We start from the raw sequence: 15,513 nt of genomic DNA on the forward strand, positions 1-15,513 counted from the left end.
ATAGACTGGCTGTATGCCGCACAATCCGCATGCCACCTTCACTGTTGACTCCGCCGTCGAACTGGCCGTGATCGAACGAAGCGGCTTTGTGGAGTCGCGGCACATCGGTTCCGCCGTGCTCCTGTCCGCGGACGGTTCGGTGGTCACCGAACTCGGGGACATCAACACGCCCATCTTCGCGCGGTCCACGCTCAAGCCATTCCAGGCCCTGGCGTCCATGCAGTCAGGGGTTCCGCTGCGCGGCGCCCAAGTGGCCATCGCCTGTGGAAGCCATACCGGATCCCTGGACCACATGGATGTGGTGGCGGGCATGCTCAAGGCGGCCGGAGTCCGTGAAGACCAATTGCAGTGCCCTGAGGCGTGGCCGCAGGATGAGACGGCCCGGAACTGGCTGGTGCGCTCGGAAAAGGGGAAGTCGAGGCTGGCGTACAACTGTTCCGGGAAGCACGCAGCCTTCCTGTGGGCCTGCACCGAAAACGGGTGGGACACCCACAGCTACCTGGAGCCGAACCACCCGCTGCAGCAGCGGGTGCGTACCGTCGTCGAGGAATACACGGGCGAGAAGATCGCCCACCTTGGGATCGACGGCTGCGGCGCCCCGGTGGCGGCTGTTTCCCTGAAGGGCCTGGCGAGGGCCTACTCCCACCTGGCCAAGGCCCCCGGTGACCAGAGCTTCAGCGCCAGGGCCGCCACCATCGCCACCTCGATGCTTGACTACCCCTGGGCGGTGCAGGGCCGCGGCGAAGCCAACACCCTGGTAATGGATGAGCTGGAGGTCATTGCCAAGATCGGGGCTGAGGGCGTCCTGGCCATGGCAACGCCCCAAGGGGTCTCCGTGGCAGTTAAGATCCTTGACGGAAATGTCCGCGCCACCTCGCTGGTGGCCCTCACCCTCCTCGCCGCGGCAGGGGCCGTGGAGATCCCGGGAGTTGCCAGTGCCCTGGAGCGCGTGGTGGAACCCGTGCTTGGCGGCGGCCGCCCGGTGGGCAAGATCAGGCTGGGCCCGGCAGTTTCCGCGCTCCTGGACTGACGCCCCATCCCCCAGCAACACACCGAAGGAAGATTGAAGGCATGGCCGTAGCCCGCCGTCGTATTGACGTCCAGGAAGGCAAAGCAGCACTGAAGGCGTGGCTGGAAGCTGCCCAGCCGGCGTCGGACGTTCCCTTGCCGCGGACGGTCCTGGCCACTGCCGTCAGGTACTCATTGGAGGAGGTGACGGCGCGTGCGCCGGGCAACTCCGTGGAGGTGCGCGTCCCGCCGTTTGGCGTCACCCAGTGCGTTGAGGGTCCGCGGCACACGCGCGGCACCCCGCCCAACGTGATTGAGTGCGACGCCGCCACCTGGCTTGGAATGGTCACCGGCCAGTTGGGCTGGGCGGAGGCAGTCGGGGCCGGCAAGGTGGCTGCGTCCGGCCTGCGCGCGGACCTGTCGGCCCTGCTGCCGCTGTAGCCCTTCCGGTGCGGCTAGCCGCGGCCGATGAAGGGCATCCCTGCCGCGGTGACCACCACTGAGCCCACGCTGGCGGAGGCCGGCATGTTGGCCATCATCAGCACTGCCCGCGCCGCATCCGCCACCGGAAACATCGGCTCCACCTTGCGGCTGCCGTCCGCCTGCAGCGCACCCGAGCCGACGCCGATGGTGTCCATGATCTCGGTGGCGGTGTTGCCGATATCGATCTGCCCGCAGGTGATGCCGTAGCCGCGGCCGTCCAGTTCGATGCTCTTGGTCAGGCCGGTCATGGCGTGCTTGGTGACGGTGTAGGCCACGGTGCGCGGCCGGGGTGAATGCGCGGAGATGGAGCCGTTGTTGATGATCCGCCCGCCCTGAGGTTCCTGCGCCTTCATGGTCCGCACCGCCGCGGCGGCGCACAGCATGGACCCGGTAAGGTTCACGGCCAGGGTGGCGTTCCAGTCCGCCAGGCTGATCTCGTCCACCCCGGCCGCCGGGCCGAACACCCCGGCGTTGTTGAACAGCACGTCCACCCGTCCCCACTGTTGGCGGGCTGCCTCGAAAAGCCGCTCGACGTCGTCGGGCCGGGTCACGTCGCAGGGAACCACCAGGGCGTCGGGGCTGCCATCCGCTGTTTCCTTCAGCTGCGCCTCCCGGCGGCCGGCCAGGACCACGCGGTAGCCGTCGGCCAGCATCTGCCGGGCAACCTCCCGGCCGATGCCGGAGCCTGCGCCTGTGACGACGGCGACGCGTGCTGTGGGAGGGGAAGTGTCCATGCGCTCTCCTGGGCTAAAGCTGGGCCGGCACGGCCGGCTTGTTCAGCGGCCAGCCTATGACGGTCTTGGGCCGCGGCGCAGCGAACGTCCGCACCTTGGAGGTGGTCAGGCGCATGCGGACCAGGGATTCGGCGATGGTCACGGCAGAGGCTACGCCATCCACCACGGGAACACCTGCCCGTTGCCGGATCTGCTCGTCCAGGCCGGCCATGCCGCCGCAGCCAAGGACAATCACCTCAGCCCGGTCCTGGGTTACGGCCAGCATCGCCTGGTTGATGATGGCTTCCACGGCGCGCTCCGGTTCTTCCTCAAGTTCCAGGACTGCCATGCCGCTGGCACGGACTGACGCGCACCTGGCGTCCAGCCCGGCCAGCTTCAGCCGGTCCTCGATGAGGGGTACCGTCCGGTCCAGGGTGGTGACCACCGAATACTTGTGCCCCAGGAACATGGCCGTGCTGGCGGCGGCCTCGGTGATGTCGACGACCGGGACGTCCAGCAGCTCCTGCAGCCCCTCGCGGCCGTGCTCGCCGTATCCTGCCTGGATGACGGCGTCGAAGGGCCCGGGGTGGGACGTGACGGCGTCCATCACGGCTATGGCGGCAAGGTAGCTTTCGAAGTTTCCTTCACAGGAGTCGGCGCCGAACCTCGGGGTGATGCCGACGATCTCCGTGCCGGGAGCGGCCACGCTGCGCGCCGATGCGGCGATCGAGTCTGTCATTGACTGGGTGGTGTTGACGTTTGCGACGAGTATGCGCATGGGGAGGATCCTTGGTCGGGCGGCCGTGGTTGGGCCGTGTTCAGTGGTGGGGCTTAGTGGGTGCTGACGACGGCGATGGCCTCGCCGTCGCGGTCGTCCAGCCTTTGGTTGCGGTCGGCGATGAAGAAGTACAGTGCCGCTGCTATGCCCGCTGCGAAGAACCAGGCGAAGGGTGCCGCGGCAGCCAGCCCGGGTACGAAGGCGATCAGCAGGGCCAGGACGGCCGCCGGAACCATGGCGATGATCGCCCGCGGGTTCACGCCTTTTCGGTAGAAGTACGCGCCTTCCGGTGATGCCGTGTAGAGCTCGGGGACATTGACCTTGCCGCGGCGGATCAGCCAGTAGTCCGCCATGACGACGCCGAACAGCGGGCCAAGCAACGCACCGAGGCCGCCGAGGAAGTACACGATGACCAGCGGGTTGTTGTAAAGGTTCCAGGGCAGGATGACCAGTCCGATGGTGCCCGAGACCATTGCGGCCCTGCGGAAGTTCAACCGCCGGGGGAACAGGTTGGTCAGGGCGTACACGGGGGCGACGAAGTTGGCCATGAGGTTCACGGCGATGGTCAGGATCAACAGGGCAAGGCAGGCAAGGACCAGGAACAGCGTGTTGGGGATGGTCTGGACGATATCCGACGGGCTCTTGATGATGGTGCCGTTGATCTTGAACTGGCCGCCGGCCATGACCACCACGATGGCGCCGAACACGAGCATGTTGATGGGGATGCCCCAGAAGTTGCCGCGGACCACCGCCTTTTTGGAGACCGCTGAGCGGGTGAAATCGCAGAAGTTCAGGACGAACGTGCCGTAGATCGAGACCCAGAGGGCGCCGCCGGCGAAGATGGTGAGCCACATTTCCGGCCCTTCCAGGGCCTTGTTGGAAGACCAGGCGATGCTTCCGCCGGCTTCCACGAAGATCCAGACAGCCATCGCGGCCATGGTGGCGAGGATGACAGGGCCGGCGAATGCCTCGTATTTGCGGATCATTTCCATGCCGAAGCTGACGATGACCAGCTGCACCACCCAGAGGGCCACGAAGGCCATCCATCCCAGCGTGGACAGTCCCAGGATGGAGTCCTGGTCCAGGTCCCCCAGGGCCGGGAACATGGCTACGAGCATCACGCGGAAGACCACGGAAGCGAGGTAGGTCTGGATGCCGAACCATGCCACGGCCACCGCGCCGCGGAGGAGGCTGGCAATCTGGGCACCCCTGATGCCGAAACTGATGCGGCTCATGACCGGGAAGGGGACACCGGTCTTGACCCCCATGAAACCGGAAAGGGTCAGGAGTCCGAACAGCAGCGCGGCACCAATGCCAAGTGCCATCAGGATCTGCCAGCCGCCCAGACCCAGGGCGAACAGTCCGATGGCAAAGGCATAGTTGCCCAGGCTGTGCACGTCGTTGGCCCAGAGGGTGAAGATGCTGTAGCCCGTCCAGCTGCGGCCCGCGCGTTTGGTGGGGGCAAGGTCGGCGTTGTAGAGGGAAGGGCTGATGCTTGTGCCTGAAGCTGCGCTGGCGGTTTCGCACAGGGCTTCAACGCTGCCCGACGGATGGGCTGGAACGGCTGACGTCTCTGTCAGCCCCTGGCCCGCGTCAACGCCCGTGGAGGGAGGGGTTTGCATAGGGTTCTCAATTCTTTGGAGGATTCCGGGTGGTGAGGCCGACGCTTGGTCGTTTCTGTTATTCCACATTGCGGAATCGAGATATTGAATAGTGAAATAATGGTATGACCTGCGTCACTGACGGTCAAGCGGCAGCATCAGTGCAAGCCAGTCACAAACGGCTGCTTTCTGCCGTCCGCCTGATTCTCCGCCCGCATGCCAGCCGTCACGTTGACCGAGCCTCAGACTCTCACTATTCTCATCTAGCAATAATGTTTTCTCGCAATACGAAAAACATGCGCCCGATGCGTTCAAAGATGAAAAGAGGCTGACGTGGCTGCAGGAGAAGATACCTCCCATATCCTCAGCGGGTTGACTAACCAGCTGCCTGATCGTGATCCGGAAGAGACTGCCGAGTGGGTTGAGTCCCTGGACGCGTTGATCAGGGAACAGGGCACCGAGCGTGCCCAATACATCATGCGGAGCCTGCTGCAGCGCGCGGGCGCGCAGAGCGTCGGGGTGCCGATGGTGACCACCACCGATTATGTGAACACGATCCCGGTGGACCAGGAAGCCCAGTTCCCGGGCAACGAGGAGTACGAGCGCCGGTACCGTGCGTACATGCGGTGGAACGCCGCGGTCATGGTCCACCGGGCGCAGCGGCCCGATATCGGGGTCGGCGGGCACATCTCCACCTACGCCGGGGCCGCGACTCTGTACGAGGTCGGGTTCAACCACTTCTTCCGCGGCAAGGACCACCCCGGCGGCGGGGACCAGGTCTTCTTCCAGGGCCACGCCTCCCCCGGCATGTACGCCCGGGCGTTCATGGAAGGACGCCTGTCCGAGGAGGACCTGGACGGGTTCCGGCAGGAAAAGTCCCGTGAAGGCCATGCCCTGTCCTCCTACCCGCACCCGCGCCTGATGCCGCACTTCTGGGAATTCCCCACCGTGTCCATGGGCATCGGCCCGATGAACGCGATCTACCAGGCCCAGAACAACCGGTACCTGCACAACCGCGGCCTGAAGGACACGTCTGACCAGCAGGTCTGGGCGTTCCTGGGCGACGGCGAAATGGACGAGCCCGAGTCCCGCGGCCTGCTCCAGCTCGCCGCGAACGAGAACCTGGACAACCTGAACTTCGTGATCAACTGCAACCTCCAGCGCCTGGACGGCCCGGTACGGGGCAACGGCAAGATCATGCAGGAACTCGAAGCGTTCTTCCGCGGCGCGGGCTGGAACGTGATCAAGGTCGTCTGGGGCCGGGAGTGGGATGACCTGCTCACCCGCGACACCGACGGGTCCCTGGTGAAGATCATGAACGAGACCGTCGACGGGGACTACCAGACCTACAAAGCCGAATCCGGCGGGTTCGTCCGCGAACACTTCTTCGGCAAGACCCCGCAGACCAAAGACCTCGTCGCGGACCTCACCGATGACCAGATCTGGAACCTCAAACGCGGCGGCCACGACTACCGCAAGGTCTACGCCGCCTACAAGGCCGCCACCGAATTCAAGGGCAAACCCACCGTCATCCTCGCCCACACCGTCAAGGGCTACGGCCTGGGCCCGCACTTCGAGGGCCGCAACGCGACCCACCAGATGAAGAAACTGACCCAGGATGACCTGAAGAAGTTCCGCGACCACCTCCGGATCCCCGTCACCGACGAACAGATCGAGAACGACGCGTACCGGCCGCCGTACTACCACCCCGGTAACGACGCCCCGGAAATCAAGTACATGATGGAACGCCGTGCCGCCCTCGGCGGGTCCGTCCCGGAGCGCCGGAACACCCACGCCGAAATCGCGTTGCCGGACGCGAAGTCCTACGAGGTGGCCAAGCGCGGATCCGGCAAGCAGCAGGCCGCCACCACCATGGCCTTCGTCCGGCTCCTCAAGGACCTGATGCGGGATAAGAACTTCGGCAAGCACATCGCCCCGATCATCCCCGACGAAGCCCGTACCTTCGGCATGGATGCGTTCTTCCCCACCGCGAAGATCTACAACCCCAAGGGCCAGAACTACCTCTCCGTGGACCGCGACCTGGTCCTGGCCTACAAGGAATCCCCCGCCGGGCAACTGATCCACCCCGGCATCAACGAAGCCGGCGCCGTGGCAGCCTTCACCGCCGCCGGGACCTCCTACGCCACCCACGGCGTGCCCCTGGTCCCGGTCTACGTGTTCTACTCCATGTTCGGCTTCCAGCGCACCGGCGACGCCTTCTGGGCAGCAGCAGACCAAATGACCCGCGGCTTCATCATCGGCGCCACCGCAGGACGGACCACCCTCACCGGCGAAGGCCTCCAGCACGCCGACGGCCACTCCCCCCTGCTGGCCTCCACCAACCCCGCCGTCATCACCTACGACCCCGCCTACGGCTACGAAATCGGGCACATCATGCGCTCCGGCCTCGAACGCATGTACGGGCCGGACTCGGACGAGAAGAACGTCATGTACTACCTCACCGTGTACAACGAACCCATCGTCCAACCCGCAGAACCGGAAAACCTCGACGTCGAAGGCGTCATCAAGGGCATCTACCTCCTCGCCCCGGCAAAGATCGACGGTCCCCGCACCCAGATCCTCGCCTCCGGCGTCTCCGTGCCCTGGGCCATCGACGCCCAACGCATCCTGGCCGATGACTGGAACGTCTCCGCCGACGTCTGGTCCGTCACCTCCTGGAACGAACTGCGCCGCGACGGACTCGCCGCCGAAGAAGAAGCCTTCCTCAACCCCGGCCAACCCGCCCGCACCCCCTTCGTCACCCAACAACTCGAAGGCGCCACCGGCCCCATCGTCGCCGTATCCGACTACATGAAAGCCGTGCCCGACCAGATCCGCCAATTCGTCCCCAACGAATTCGCCACCCTCGGCGCCGACGGCTTCGGCTTCTCCGACACCCGCGCAGCAGCCCGCCGCTACTTCAAAAACGACACCCACTCCATCGTGGTGAAAGTGCTGCAGCTGCTCGCGGCGAGGGGCGAAGTCGAGGCGGGAGCGCCGCAATACGCGCTGGACCGCTACAAGCTGCTGGATGTCAACGCCGGAACCACCGGCGGGGCAGGCGGCGACGCCTGAGGCCTTGGATCCTCCCCAAAGGGGAGTCGTTGGGCCTATTGACGTGCGGGCAGAGGCGGTCTGTACTTGCCCTGTTACCCGTTCCTGTCGTGAGAAAGAGCAGCGGTGAAGTTCTATGCTGCGGACGCCTTTTTGTGATCTTCTCGGCATTCAGTACCCCATCATGCAGGCGGGGATGGGACCATTCGGCAGCAGCGCTGCATTGGCAGCCGCTGTTTCCAATGCCGGCGCGCTGGGCAGCCTCGGCGGTGCGCTTCGCACCGCCGAGGACCTCCGCGGGGGAATCCGGAAGGTTCAGCAGCTCACGGGGCGGCCCTTCGCCGTCAACTTCACCCAGCCTTGGCTCCAGGGCCATCCCGAATCGTTCGATATCGCTTTGGAGATGGGCGCACCCGTCATCTCCCTGGCACTGGGTGACCCCGCCCGGCTTCCCGAAAGAGCGCACGCGGCGGGGGCCCTTTTTATACAACAGGTCCATACCGTTCAGCAGGCCCGGTCGGCCGCCGAGCGGGGTGCTGACGTGATTATCGCCCAAGGCGCGGAGGCGGGCGGTTTTGGCGGGAGCATTTCCACGTTCGTTCTGGTACCACAGGTGGTCGATGCAGTGACCCCTTTGCCGGTTCTCGCCGCCGGCGGGATCGCGGATGGCAGGGGTGTGGCTGCTGCCATCATGCTGGGCGCTCAGGGCGTCAATATGGGGACGCGCTTCCTGGCGTCAGTGGAAGCATCCATCAGCGAAAGCTGGAAGCAATCCCTTGTAGCCGCCGACTCCCAGGACGCCGTCAAGGTGGAGGTTTGGGATGACATTTTCGCCAAACCAGTCAACGGCGCGTTCGATGTGGTTCCGCGTGCACTGCGCACCCCCTTCATCAACCAGTGGCTTACCAACCGGGCACAAGCGGGTCAGCAGGCAGCCCGTCTCCAGGAAGATATCGGCGCGGGGATCCGGGAGGGCCGGATGGAGGAGTATGTGCCGTTCACGGGCCAGTCGGCCGGGCTGATCGGCAGTGTCCTTCCTGCGGCAGACATTGTGGAGGAGCTGGTAGCCGTTGCCATGGCATCATTGCGGCGGACCGGGGAACTGGATGCATAAGAGACGTCTTACAGTGCACATATGAGAAGCATGGACTCCGCCGGCGCGGCCGGCTTGGCTGGTCGCGCCGTGACCGGACTAATTCTTGCCGCCGGGGCTGGGATCCGGCTCGGTCTGGGCCCTAAGGCATCGCTTCCCTACCGCGGGCGGCCGCTGGTGGAGGCGATCGCCGGGAACCTCCTCGACGGCGGCTGCCGCGAGGTGGTGGTGGTCCTCGGAGCGGGCGCACCGGACGTGGCAGCCACGGCCGAACTGGACCGCTACCGGGTCATCGTCAACCAGGACTGGCACACGGGAATGGGCGGTTCGTTCCTGCTCGGCAGCCAGGCAGCGGATCCGGAAGACCACCTGCTGATCGCACTGGTGGACCAGCCCGGCGTGACGTCCGCAACGGTGGAGCGGCTGCTGGCCCGCCACCGCCCCGGACGGATCACCGCCGCCGCGTACCGCCGCCGGGACGGCCTCGACGAAGGCGGGGACGCCGAACTCCGGAGGGGTCACCCGCTGCTCATCGACGCCTCACTGAGGGACGCGGTGTGCGCGACTGTAACGGGCGACGCCGGGGCACGCGGCTTCCTGCAGGCGCATCCGGAGCTGGTGGATGCGGTGGATTGCAGCGACCAGTCAACCGGTGAGGACGTGGATACTCCGGACCAGTTGCACCTTCTCCGCTGACCCCGGCTGACATCCGCTGATGGTCATGCGTGCACGCGAAGGTACCGTTCAAGGGCATCTTCTCCGGGTGACTTTCCATGTCGAAAGAAGTCAACACTGCCAAGCCTTAGTCCCTCCGGCCAGTGTGGTGGTTCCCAGTCCTGGTGTTCGCTTTTGTAGTGCCGGCCCGTGGGTGAGGTCCAGCCGGGTGGTTCGTTCTTGCCCGCCGGGGTGGGTTTCCAGCCGGTGGTGTGCCGGAGCCTGTGGTGCTTTGGGCAGGGCTGTCCCAAATTGCTGATCCCCGTTGTGCCGCCGTTGGCCCACGCGAGGATATGGTCGGCGTCGTTGTCCAGGGAGTTGTTGCTGCAACCGGGGAACGGACACTTGCCGTCCCGCATCCTCAGCCAGGCCCGCATCGCTTTCGTGATTCGGTAGCTGGTCCTGCCGATCTCCAGCGGCGCCCCGTCCCGCGGATCCACCAACACACGGTGAAACGAATCTGCCCCGTCCGCGACAAGCCGCTGTGCCATCGACGGCGGGATCGGCCCGTACCCGTCCAGCACCGCCGGCTCATCAGTCACCCCCATCAGCGCGAACACCGGGACCGTCACCAAAACCTGGGCCCTGATCGGCGACGGGACCCCCGCGGGGCCGGTACCACTGCCGGTGCTGTTGCTGCTGCCAAGAACCGAATCGGCGAAATTGTCGGCACGCAGCTGGGGCATGCTCCGGGACTCGTGCGGGCCCTGCATCCCACGGGCAACAGCGGTGAGCCGGTTCCAGCCAGCCACAGCCTGCTCCGCCGGGAGGTACGCCGAGAGCCAGGCCATCCCGTCCTGGTCCGGCCGAAAGTCCACCCGCCGGTCCAGTACCGATCTGGCGTGCCGCTTCTCGATCGACTCCGCGTGGTGGCGTTCCCGCCAGAGCCGGGCCTTGGCCTTGAACCGATGCGCCGGCATCTGCCCCACCGGGCACCCCCGCACGGCGTCAGGTGCGTCTGGGTCCAGGAAATGCGCTTCCAACGCCGCCGCACCGGCGGCATCAAGACCGGCCGTTTCGTCGGCCATGGCCACGGCGTGCTGCCACGACAGGCTCCCGGCCCGCAAAGCCTCCAAGGTCCGCGGCAAACCGACGGTCAGGGCATGGGACGTGGCAAGGAACGACCCCGCAGCCCGCGGACCCAACGCCAGCACGCACCCTATCTCCGCCGCGACCGCCATCTCCAGCGCCACCACCGGGGTATCCGGCGGCGCAAGAGCATGGGCAGTCTCCGCGTACCGCACCGCAGCCTTCACCTTTAGCCCCGCGATCCCGGACTCCACCTCACGGGCACCGGCCAGAATATCCAGGCACCCATCAGCCAACCCCGCTAGCGGATCAGTCACCGAAAACGGCAACGACCCCGCCCCATCCACCTCAGCATTGAGCACACCAACAGCGGCGCGGATGTCCTCCAACGCCTTCACCACCGCCGCTTTCCCCATAAACCCATCATGGCAAGGGGGTCTGACATTCTGGCCTGCAAAGAGTTCAGCTCAGTCCTGCACCCTTCGCTCAAGCAACTGCTCCAGTCCCCGTTTGAAGCCAGACCGGCCGCCATGGGCGGGATGCCGGATTTTGGGGACGTTCAGGCCGCTGCGCTGCAGGCTGTGCTGGGCTACGTTGCCCACCGCCACGATGGACCTGATCTCGAAAAGCGCCGCGAGGTCCTGCCAGAAAGGTGTCCCCAGCTTCGTTTCCGAGGGCCTGGGCGTGCGGTTGGACAACGGCTTCCCCGGCTGATGAGGATGCCAGGGAAATGCGCTCCACAGTAGTGGGAGGACATCCACCTCTTCGAGGACCTGCCACAGCACCGTGGCCGTCGGCTCCGCGGCAACTCCCCCAGCCTCGGGCGGCAGCACGTACCCCTTTCCGGGGCCGAAGAGCCCAAAGCTGTTGGCGGGGCCTTCGAGGATGGTCCGGTTGGTGAAAGGGACGCCGGTGATGCGCATGCCCCTGAAGCCGGGGGCCTCCCCTACCAGCAGTAGATCCGGGCGCCTTTCCAGCATTTCCTGCAGGTAGATCTCAAGGTTGCTTCGGCGCAGGGCATTTGCCGGAACCGAATGGTTGAAGAAGTTGTTCGCTGCAGCTCCCGTGTCCACAGCCGCAAGCCGCTCAACAAAATCGTGGACGGAGGCGCTCACCGGCGTGCTCCCTACCAGGCGGCGAACGTTACCAGCGGGGGTGGATGGCCTCGCGGAAGTAGTGGTCGTAGATCCAGCGGACGCCTTCGTCGAAGTCCTTGCCAACGCTGACCGCGGCTGCAGCGGCATTGGCCCGCGCCTGCTCCACGTTGCGGGCACCGGGGATGACGGTAGTGACGCCATCCTGCGCGGCGATCCAGGCGATGGCAGCCTGGGCCGTCGTTGCCCCTTCCGGCACCAGCTGCTCGAACTCGGCCACGGCCTTCAGGCCCAGTTCGTAGTCCACGCCGGAGAAGGTCTCACCGACGTCGAAGGCTTCGCCCTTGCGGTTGTAGTTCCGGTGGTCGTTCTCGGCGAAGGTGGTGTCTTTCGAGTACTTGCCGGAGAGTAGGCCGGAGGCGAGCGGCACGCGTGCGATGATGCCCACGCCTGCGGCCTTGGCAGCCGGGAGGACCTCATCCAGCGGCTTGAGCCGGAAGGCATTCAGGATGATCTGGACCGACGCGGTTCCCTCGTGGCGGATCGCTTCGAGGGCCTCGTCCGTCCGTTCCACGCTGACGCCGTAGTTCTTGATGGCCCCTTCTGACACGAGGGTGTCGAGGGCGTCGTACACCTCGTTGTTGCTGTAGACCGGGGTGGGCGGGCAGTGCAGCTGGACCAGGTCCAAGGTGTCCGTGCCCAGGTTCTTCCGTGACCGGTCAACCCACTGGCGGAAGTTGGCCAGGGTGTAGTTTTCCGGCCGCTGTTCCACCCGCCGGCCCATCTTGGTGGCCACCGTGGCGCCCAGGCCAGGGTTGTCGGCCAGGAACTTTCCAATGGCCTGCTCGCTCTTGCCGTCGCCGTAGACATCGGCCGTGTCAAAGAGGGTGACGCCGGCCTCCACGGAGGCTGCGAGGATGGCCTGCGCCTGTGCCGGGTCAACGTTGCCCCAGTCCGCCCCAAGCTGCCACGTACCCAGCCCCACAATGGAGACGTTCCGTCCGGTCTTGCCTAAAATCCGCTGTTCCATCCCCCGACTATATGCAACGATGCAACCCGCGGTCAGATCCGCCCCGTGCGAACGCCTCCGGGGTCCGCATGTGACCCCGTTGCCCTAGGACGGAACGTGCTCCAGCTTCGGTACCAGCCCCGCCTCCTTCAGCCCCAGGTAGATCCGGTCCCGGGCAATGGGCAGGGACGCGAAGCGCACCCCGGTGGCGTTGCGGATGGCGTTGGCGAGCGCCGGCGCCACCGGGTTGAACGGGCTTTCGCTCATGGACTTGGCTCCCAGCGGCCCCATTTTGTCGTTGGTGTCCGCGAAGTAGACCTCGCTGCGCGGCACGTCCGCAAAAGTAGGAATGTGGTACTGCCGGAGGATGTCCGTGGTGACCTTCCCGGCGTCGTCCACCACCACTTCCTCGTACAGCGTGGCACCCAGGGCCTGCGCGATCCCGCCTTCGATTTGGCCGCGGCACTGCCGCGGGTTGACCACCACGCCGGCGTCGGCTGCCTGCACGCTTTGCAGGATTTTCAGCTCGCCGGTGCCGCGGTTCACCGCCACCCGGAAGCCGTGCACGTTGAACGCGACGGAGCGCGGTGTACCCCCCCAGCGCCCTTCGGCAGCGAGTTCGACGCCGGCTTCCGCGGCCGCCTGCGCAAGTTCCGAAAGGGCCACGGGAGTCCCGTCCACCACCAGGGAATCCCCGTCGAGGACGCACGCCGAGGCCTGGGTCTGCCGGACGCCGGCGGCGAAGGCCCGGATCCGGACCGCCAGCTCCTCCGCTGCGGCGAGGGTGGCCTTGCCGGCCACCACCGTGCCGGCTGAGCCGAACGCCCCGCTGTCGTGCTCCACCAGGTCCGTGTCCGACTGCCGCACCGCCACCCTGGACGCCTGCGTTGAGAGGGCCGTGGCGGCAAGCTGGGCGTGCACCGTGGTGGTGCCGTTGCCGAATTCGGCGGTCCCGACGTCGGCCTGGTACGTCCCGTCCGGCAGGAGCCGGAGGCGGGAATGGGCAAAGTGGCCGCGCGGCGGCACGGTGTCGATCATGGACAAGGCAGCGCCTTCGCCCACCATCCAGTCCGGCCCCAGATCCTCAAGGCCGGCCTGCCGGTAGCGTTCGCGGCCGCGGTCCAGGGCATCCCGGACCAGGTCCAGGCATTGGTCCAGCCCGTAGCTGCCGTAGTGGACGTCTTCCTCCGGGTCGGGCTGCGTGGACAGCATGTGGTCCCCCTCGCGGACCATGTTCAGGCGACGGAACTCCAGCGGATCCATGCCGATGCCGGCGGCCAGCTCATCCATGGCCGACTCGATGGCGAAGATCATCTGGCTCAGCCCGTACCCGCGGAAAGCACCGGCCGGCACGGTATTGGTGTATACCGAATGCGCGTCCACCTTCTTGTTGGCACAGTTGTACACCGCCAGCGATTCGCCGCAGCCGTGGAACATGACGCCGGGACCGTGGTTGCCGTAGGCGCCGGTGTTGGTTACCACGTCCAGCTCCAGGGCCGTCAGCTTCCCGTCCCGGCTGGCCCCGGCCTTCAGCTTGATGGTGAACGGGTGCCGGGTGGTGGTGGCGGTGAACTGTTCGGTGCGGGTCAGTTCCAGCTGGACCGGCCGCTGCAGTTTCAGGGCCGCGAGCGCCACGAGGTCCTCGGTGAGGACTTCCTGCTTGCCGCCGAATCCACCGCCCACACGCCCGGCCACCACATGCACCTTGTCCTCTTCAAGCCCAAAGACCCGGCAGAGGGTGCGGCGGACCAGGAACGGGACCTGGCTGGAGGTGCGCACCTGCAGCCGGCCCTCGGCATCCACCGAGGCGATGGCAGCGTGGGTTTCCAGTGCCACGTGCTGCACCCGCTGGGTTTGGTAGGTCTGTTCATGGATGAAGTCGGCGGCGGCGAAGCCACCGGCCACGCTTCCCAGCTCCGAGTGCAGCTCCGCCACCACGTTCCGTTCCGGCCCTGCAATCCGGGAGCGGGCAGCGTCCTTGTCCCCGTGGACCAGCGGCGCGTTGGGGAGCAGCGCCTCCTGGGGCGAGAGGACGGCCGGGAGTTCCTCATACTCCACCTGCAGCGCACGCACGCCTGCTTCCGCGGCGCCCACTGATTCCGCCACGACGCCGGCCACCCGCTGCCCGATGAACCTGACCACGTCATCGAGCACCCGGGTATCGTCGGGGTCGTCCGTGAACAGCTCGTGCTGGGCAGTGGAGAACAGTTGCTCGGGCGCGTCCTCGGAGGTGAGGACGGCCACCACTCCGGGGACCTCCAGTGCCGCAGCCTTGTCGATGGACACCACCCGGGCATGGGCATGCGGCGAACGCAGGATCTTGAGGTGCAGCAGGCCCTGGAGCAGCTCCTGCGGAACGTCCAGCGTGTACCGGGCCGTTCCGGTGACCACTGCCCGGCTGGCCGGAGCCGGGACGTCGTCACCCAGCCGGCCCGCTTCCGGATCAGGCTGCCCCTCCCCGGCGATGCCGGAGCCCGGCCCCTGGGGATCCGGATGGCCGGCATCCCCGCAGACCGCATCAGCGATGGCGCGGTACCCGGTGCACCGGCACAGGTTGCCCTTGAGGTTCCTGGGCAGGTTCTCCTTCTGTGCATCACTGAAGGTGGCGGCAGTCATCACCATGCCGGCCGTGCAGAAGCCGCACTGGAAGCCCTGGCGCTCCAGGAACTGCTGCTGCACGGGGTGGAGCTGCCCCTCAGCGCCGCCGGCCCCGGCGAGCCCCTCGATAGTGGTGACAGAGTGTCCTTCTGCCCTGGCCGCAGGGTAGATGCAGCTGTGGACCGGGGTGCCGTCCACATGCACGGTGCAGGCACCGCAGTCGCCGCCGTCGCAGCCCTTCTTCACCCCCAGGTTTCCCTGCTCCCGGAGGAACGTCCGCAGGCACTGCCCCGGACGGGGCGCGGCGTCCGCAGAAGTTCCGTTGATCTCGATGGCCAT

At 66.4% G+C, this 15,513-nt stretch carries 12 protein-coding genes; 5 read left to right on the forward strand and 7 right to left on the reverse strand.

Annotation, left to right across the window (positions count from 1 at the left end; genetic code table 11):
- The first annotated feature begins 13 nt into the window (after positions 1 to 13).
- Positions 14 to 1,030, forward strand: coding sequence for an asparaginase (locus FBY33_RS01855; protein WP_142029037.1), 1,017 nt, complete (start codon positions 14 to 16; stop codon positions 1,028 to 1,030).
- Positions 1,031 to 1,071: 41 nt separating this feature from the next.
- Complete coding sequence (locus FBY33_RS01860) at positions 1,072 to 1,449, forward strand: sterol carrier family protein (RefSeq protein ID WP_142029038.1); 378 nt, start codon at positions 1,072 to 1,074, stop codon at positions 1,447 to 1,449.
- A 14-nt stretch (positions 1,450 to 1,463) separates the two neighbouring features.
- Here the strand turns inward: FBY33_RS01860 and FBY33_RS01865 are convergent, their stop codons facing one another.
- From FBY33_RS01865 to FBY33_RS01875, 3 genes are read right to left on the reverse strand one after another with little or no spacing between them, the layout of a single operon-like run.
- Positions 1,464 to 2,225: an SDR family oxidoreductase gene (locus FBY33_RS01865; protein WP_142029039.1), complete on the reverse strand. Its 762-nt coding sequence runs from the start codon at positions 2,223 to 2,225 to the stop codon at positions 1,464 to 1,466.
- A 13-nt stretch (positions 2,226 to 2,238) separates the two neighbouring features.
- Positions 2,239 to 2,982, reverse strand: coding sequence for an aspartate/glutamate racemase family protein (locus FBY33_RS01870; protein WP_142029040.1), 744 nt, complete (start codon positions 2,980 to 2,982; stop codon positions 2,239 to 2,241).
- Positions 2,983 to 3,035: 53 nt separating this feature from the next.
- Positions 3,036 to 4,604 carry an NCS1 family nucleobase:cation symporter-1 gene (locus FBY33_RS01875; protein WP_142029041.1) on the reverse strand — a complete coding sequence of 523 codons (1,569 nt, stop codon included), beginning with the start codon at positions 4,602 to 4,604 and terminating at the stop codon, positions 3,036 to 3,038.
- A 312-nt stretch (positions 4,605 to 4,916) separates the two neighbouring features.
- Here FBY33_RS01875 and aceE point away from each other — a divergent pair, with 312 nt between their 5' ends.
- The 3 genes from aceE to nboR all read left to right on the forward strand — a co-directional run bounded on the left by aceE (position 4,917) and on the right by nboR (position 9,426).
- A complete protein-coding gene (gene aceE, locus FBY33_RS01880) occupies positions 4,917 to 7,658 on the forward strand; it encodes a pyruvate dehydrogenase (acetyl-transferring), homodimeric type (protein ID WP_142029042.1) in 2,742 nt (913 codons plus the stop codon).
- 115 nt (positions 7,659 to 7,773) lie between these two features.
- Positions 7,774 to 8,751, forward strand: a complete 978-nt coding sequence (locus FBY33_RS01885; protein ID WP_142029043.1) for an NAD(P)H-dependent flavin oxidoreductase — start codon at positions 7,774 to 7,776, stop codon at positions 8,749 to 8,751.
- 21 nt (positions 8,752 to 8,772) lie between these two features.
- Positions 8,773 to 9,426, forward strand: coding sequence for a nicotine blue oxidoreductase (gene nboR / locus FBY33_RS01890; RefSeq protein WP_235010325.1), 654 nt, complete (start codon positions 8,773 to 8,775; stop codon positions 9,424 to 9,426).
- Between the two features lie 23 nt (positions 9,427 to 9,449).
- Here nboR and FBY33_RS01895 read toward each other — a convergent pair whose 3' ends face one another.
- From FBY33_RS01895 to FBY33_RS01910, 4 genes are all read right to left on the reverse strand, one after another.
- Positions 9,450 to 10,889: an HNH endonuclease signature motif containing protein gene (locus FBY33_RS01895; RefSeq protein ID WP_142029044.1), complete on the reverse strand. Its 1,440-nt coding sequence runs from the start codon at positions 10,887 to 10,889 to the stop codon at positions 9,450 to 9,452.
- A gap of 51 nt (positions 10,890 to 10,940) precedes the next feature.
- Entirely contained in the window at positions 10,941 to 11,588 is a 648-nt protein-coding gene (locus FBY33_RS01900; RefSeq protein ID WP_142029045.1) for a uracil-DNA glycosylase, read from the reverse strand.
- Positions 11,589 to 11,616: 28 nt separating this feature from the next.
- Positions 11,617 to 12,597, reverse strand: a complete 981-nt coding sequence (locus tag FBY33_RS01905; RefSeq protein ID WP_142029046.1) for an aldo/keto reductase — start codon at positions 12,595 to 12,597, stop codon at positions 11,617 to 11,619.
- 84 nt (positions 12,598 to 12,681) lie between these two features.
- Complete coding sequence (locus tag FBY33_RS01910) at positions 12,682 to 15,513, reverse strand: molybdopterin-dependent oxidoreductase (protein WP_142029047.1); 2,832 nt, start codon at positions 15,511 to 15,513, stop codon at positions 12,682 to 12,684.

The sequence above is a fragment of the Arthrobacter sp. SLBN-112 genome, assembly GCF_006715225.1.
Lineage (GTDB): Bacteria > Actinomycetota > Actinomycetes > Actinomycetales > Micrococcaceae > Arthrobacter.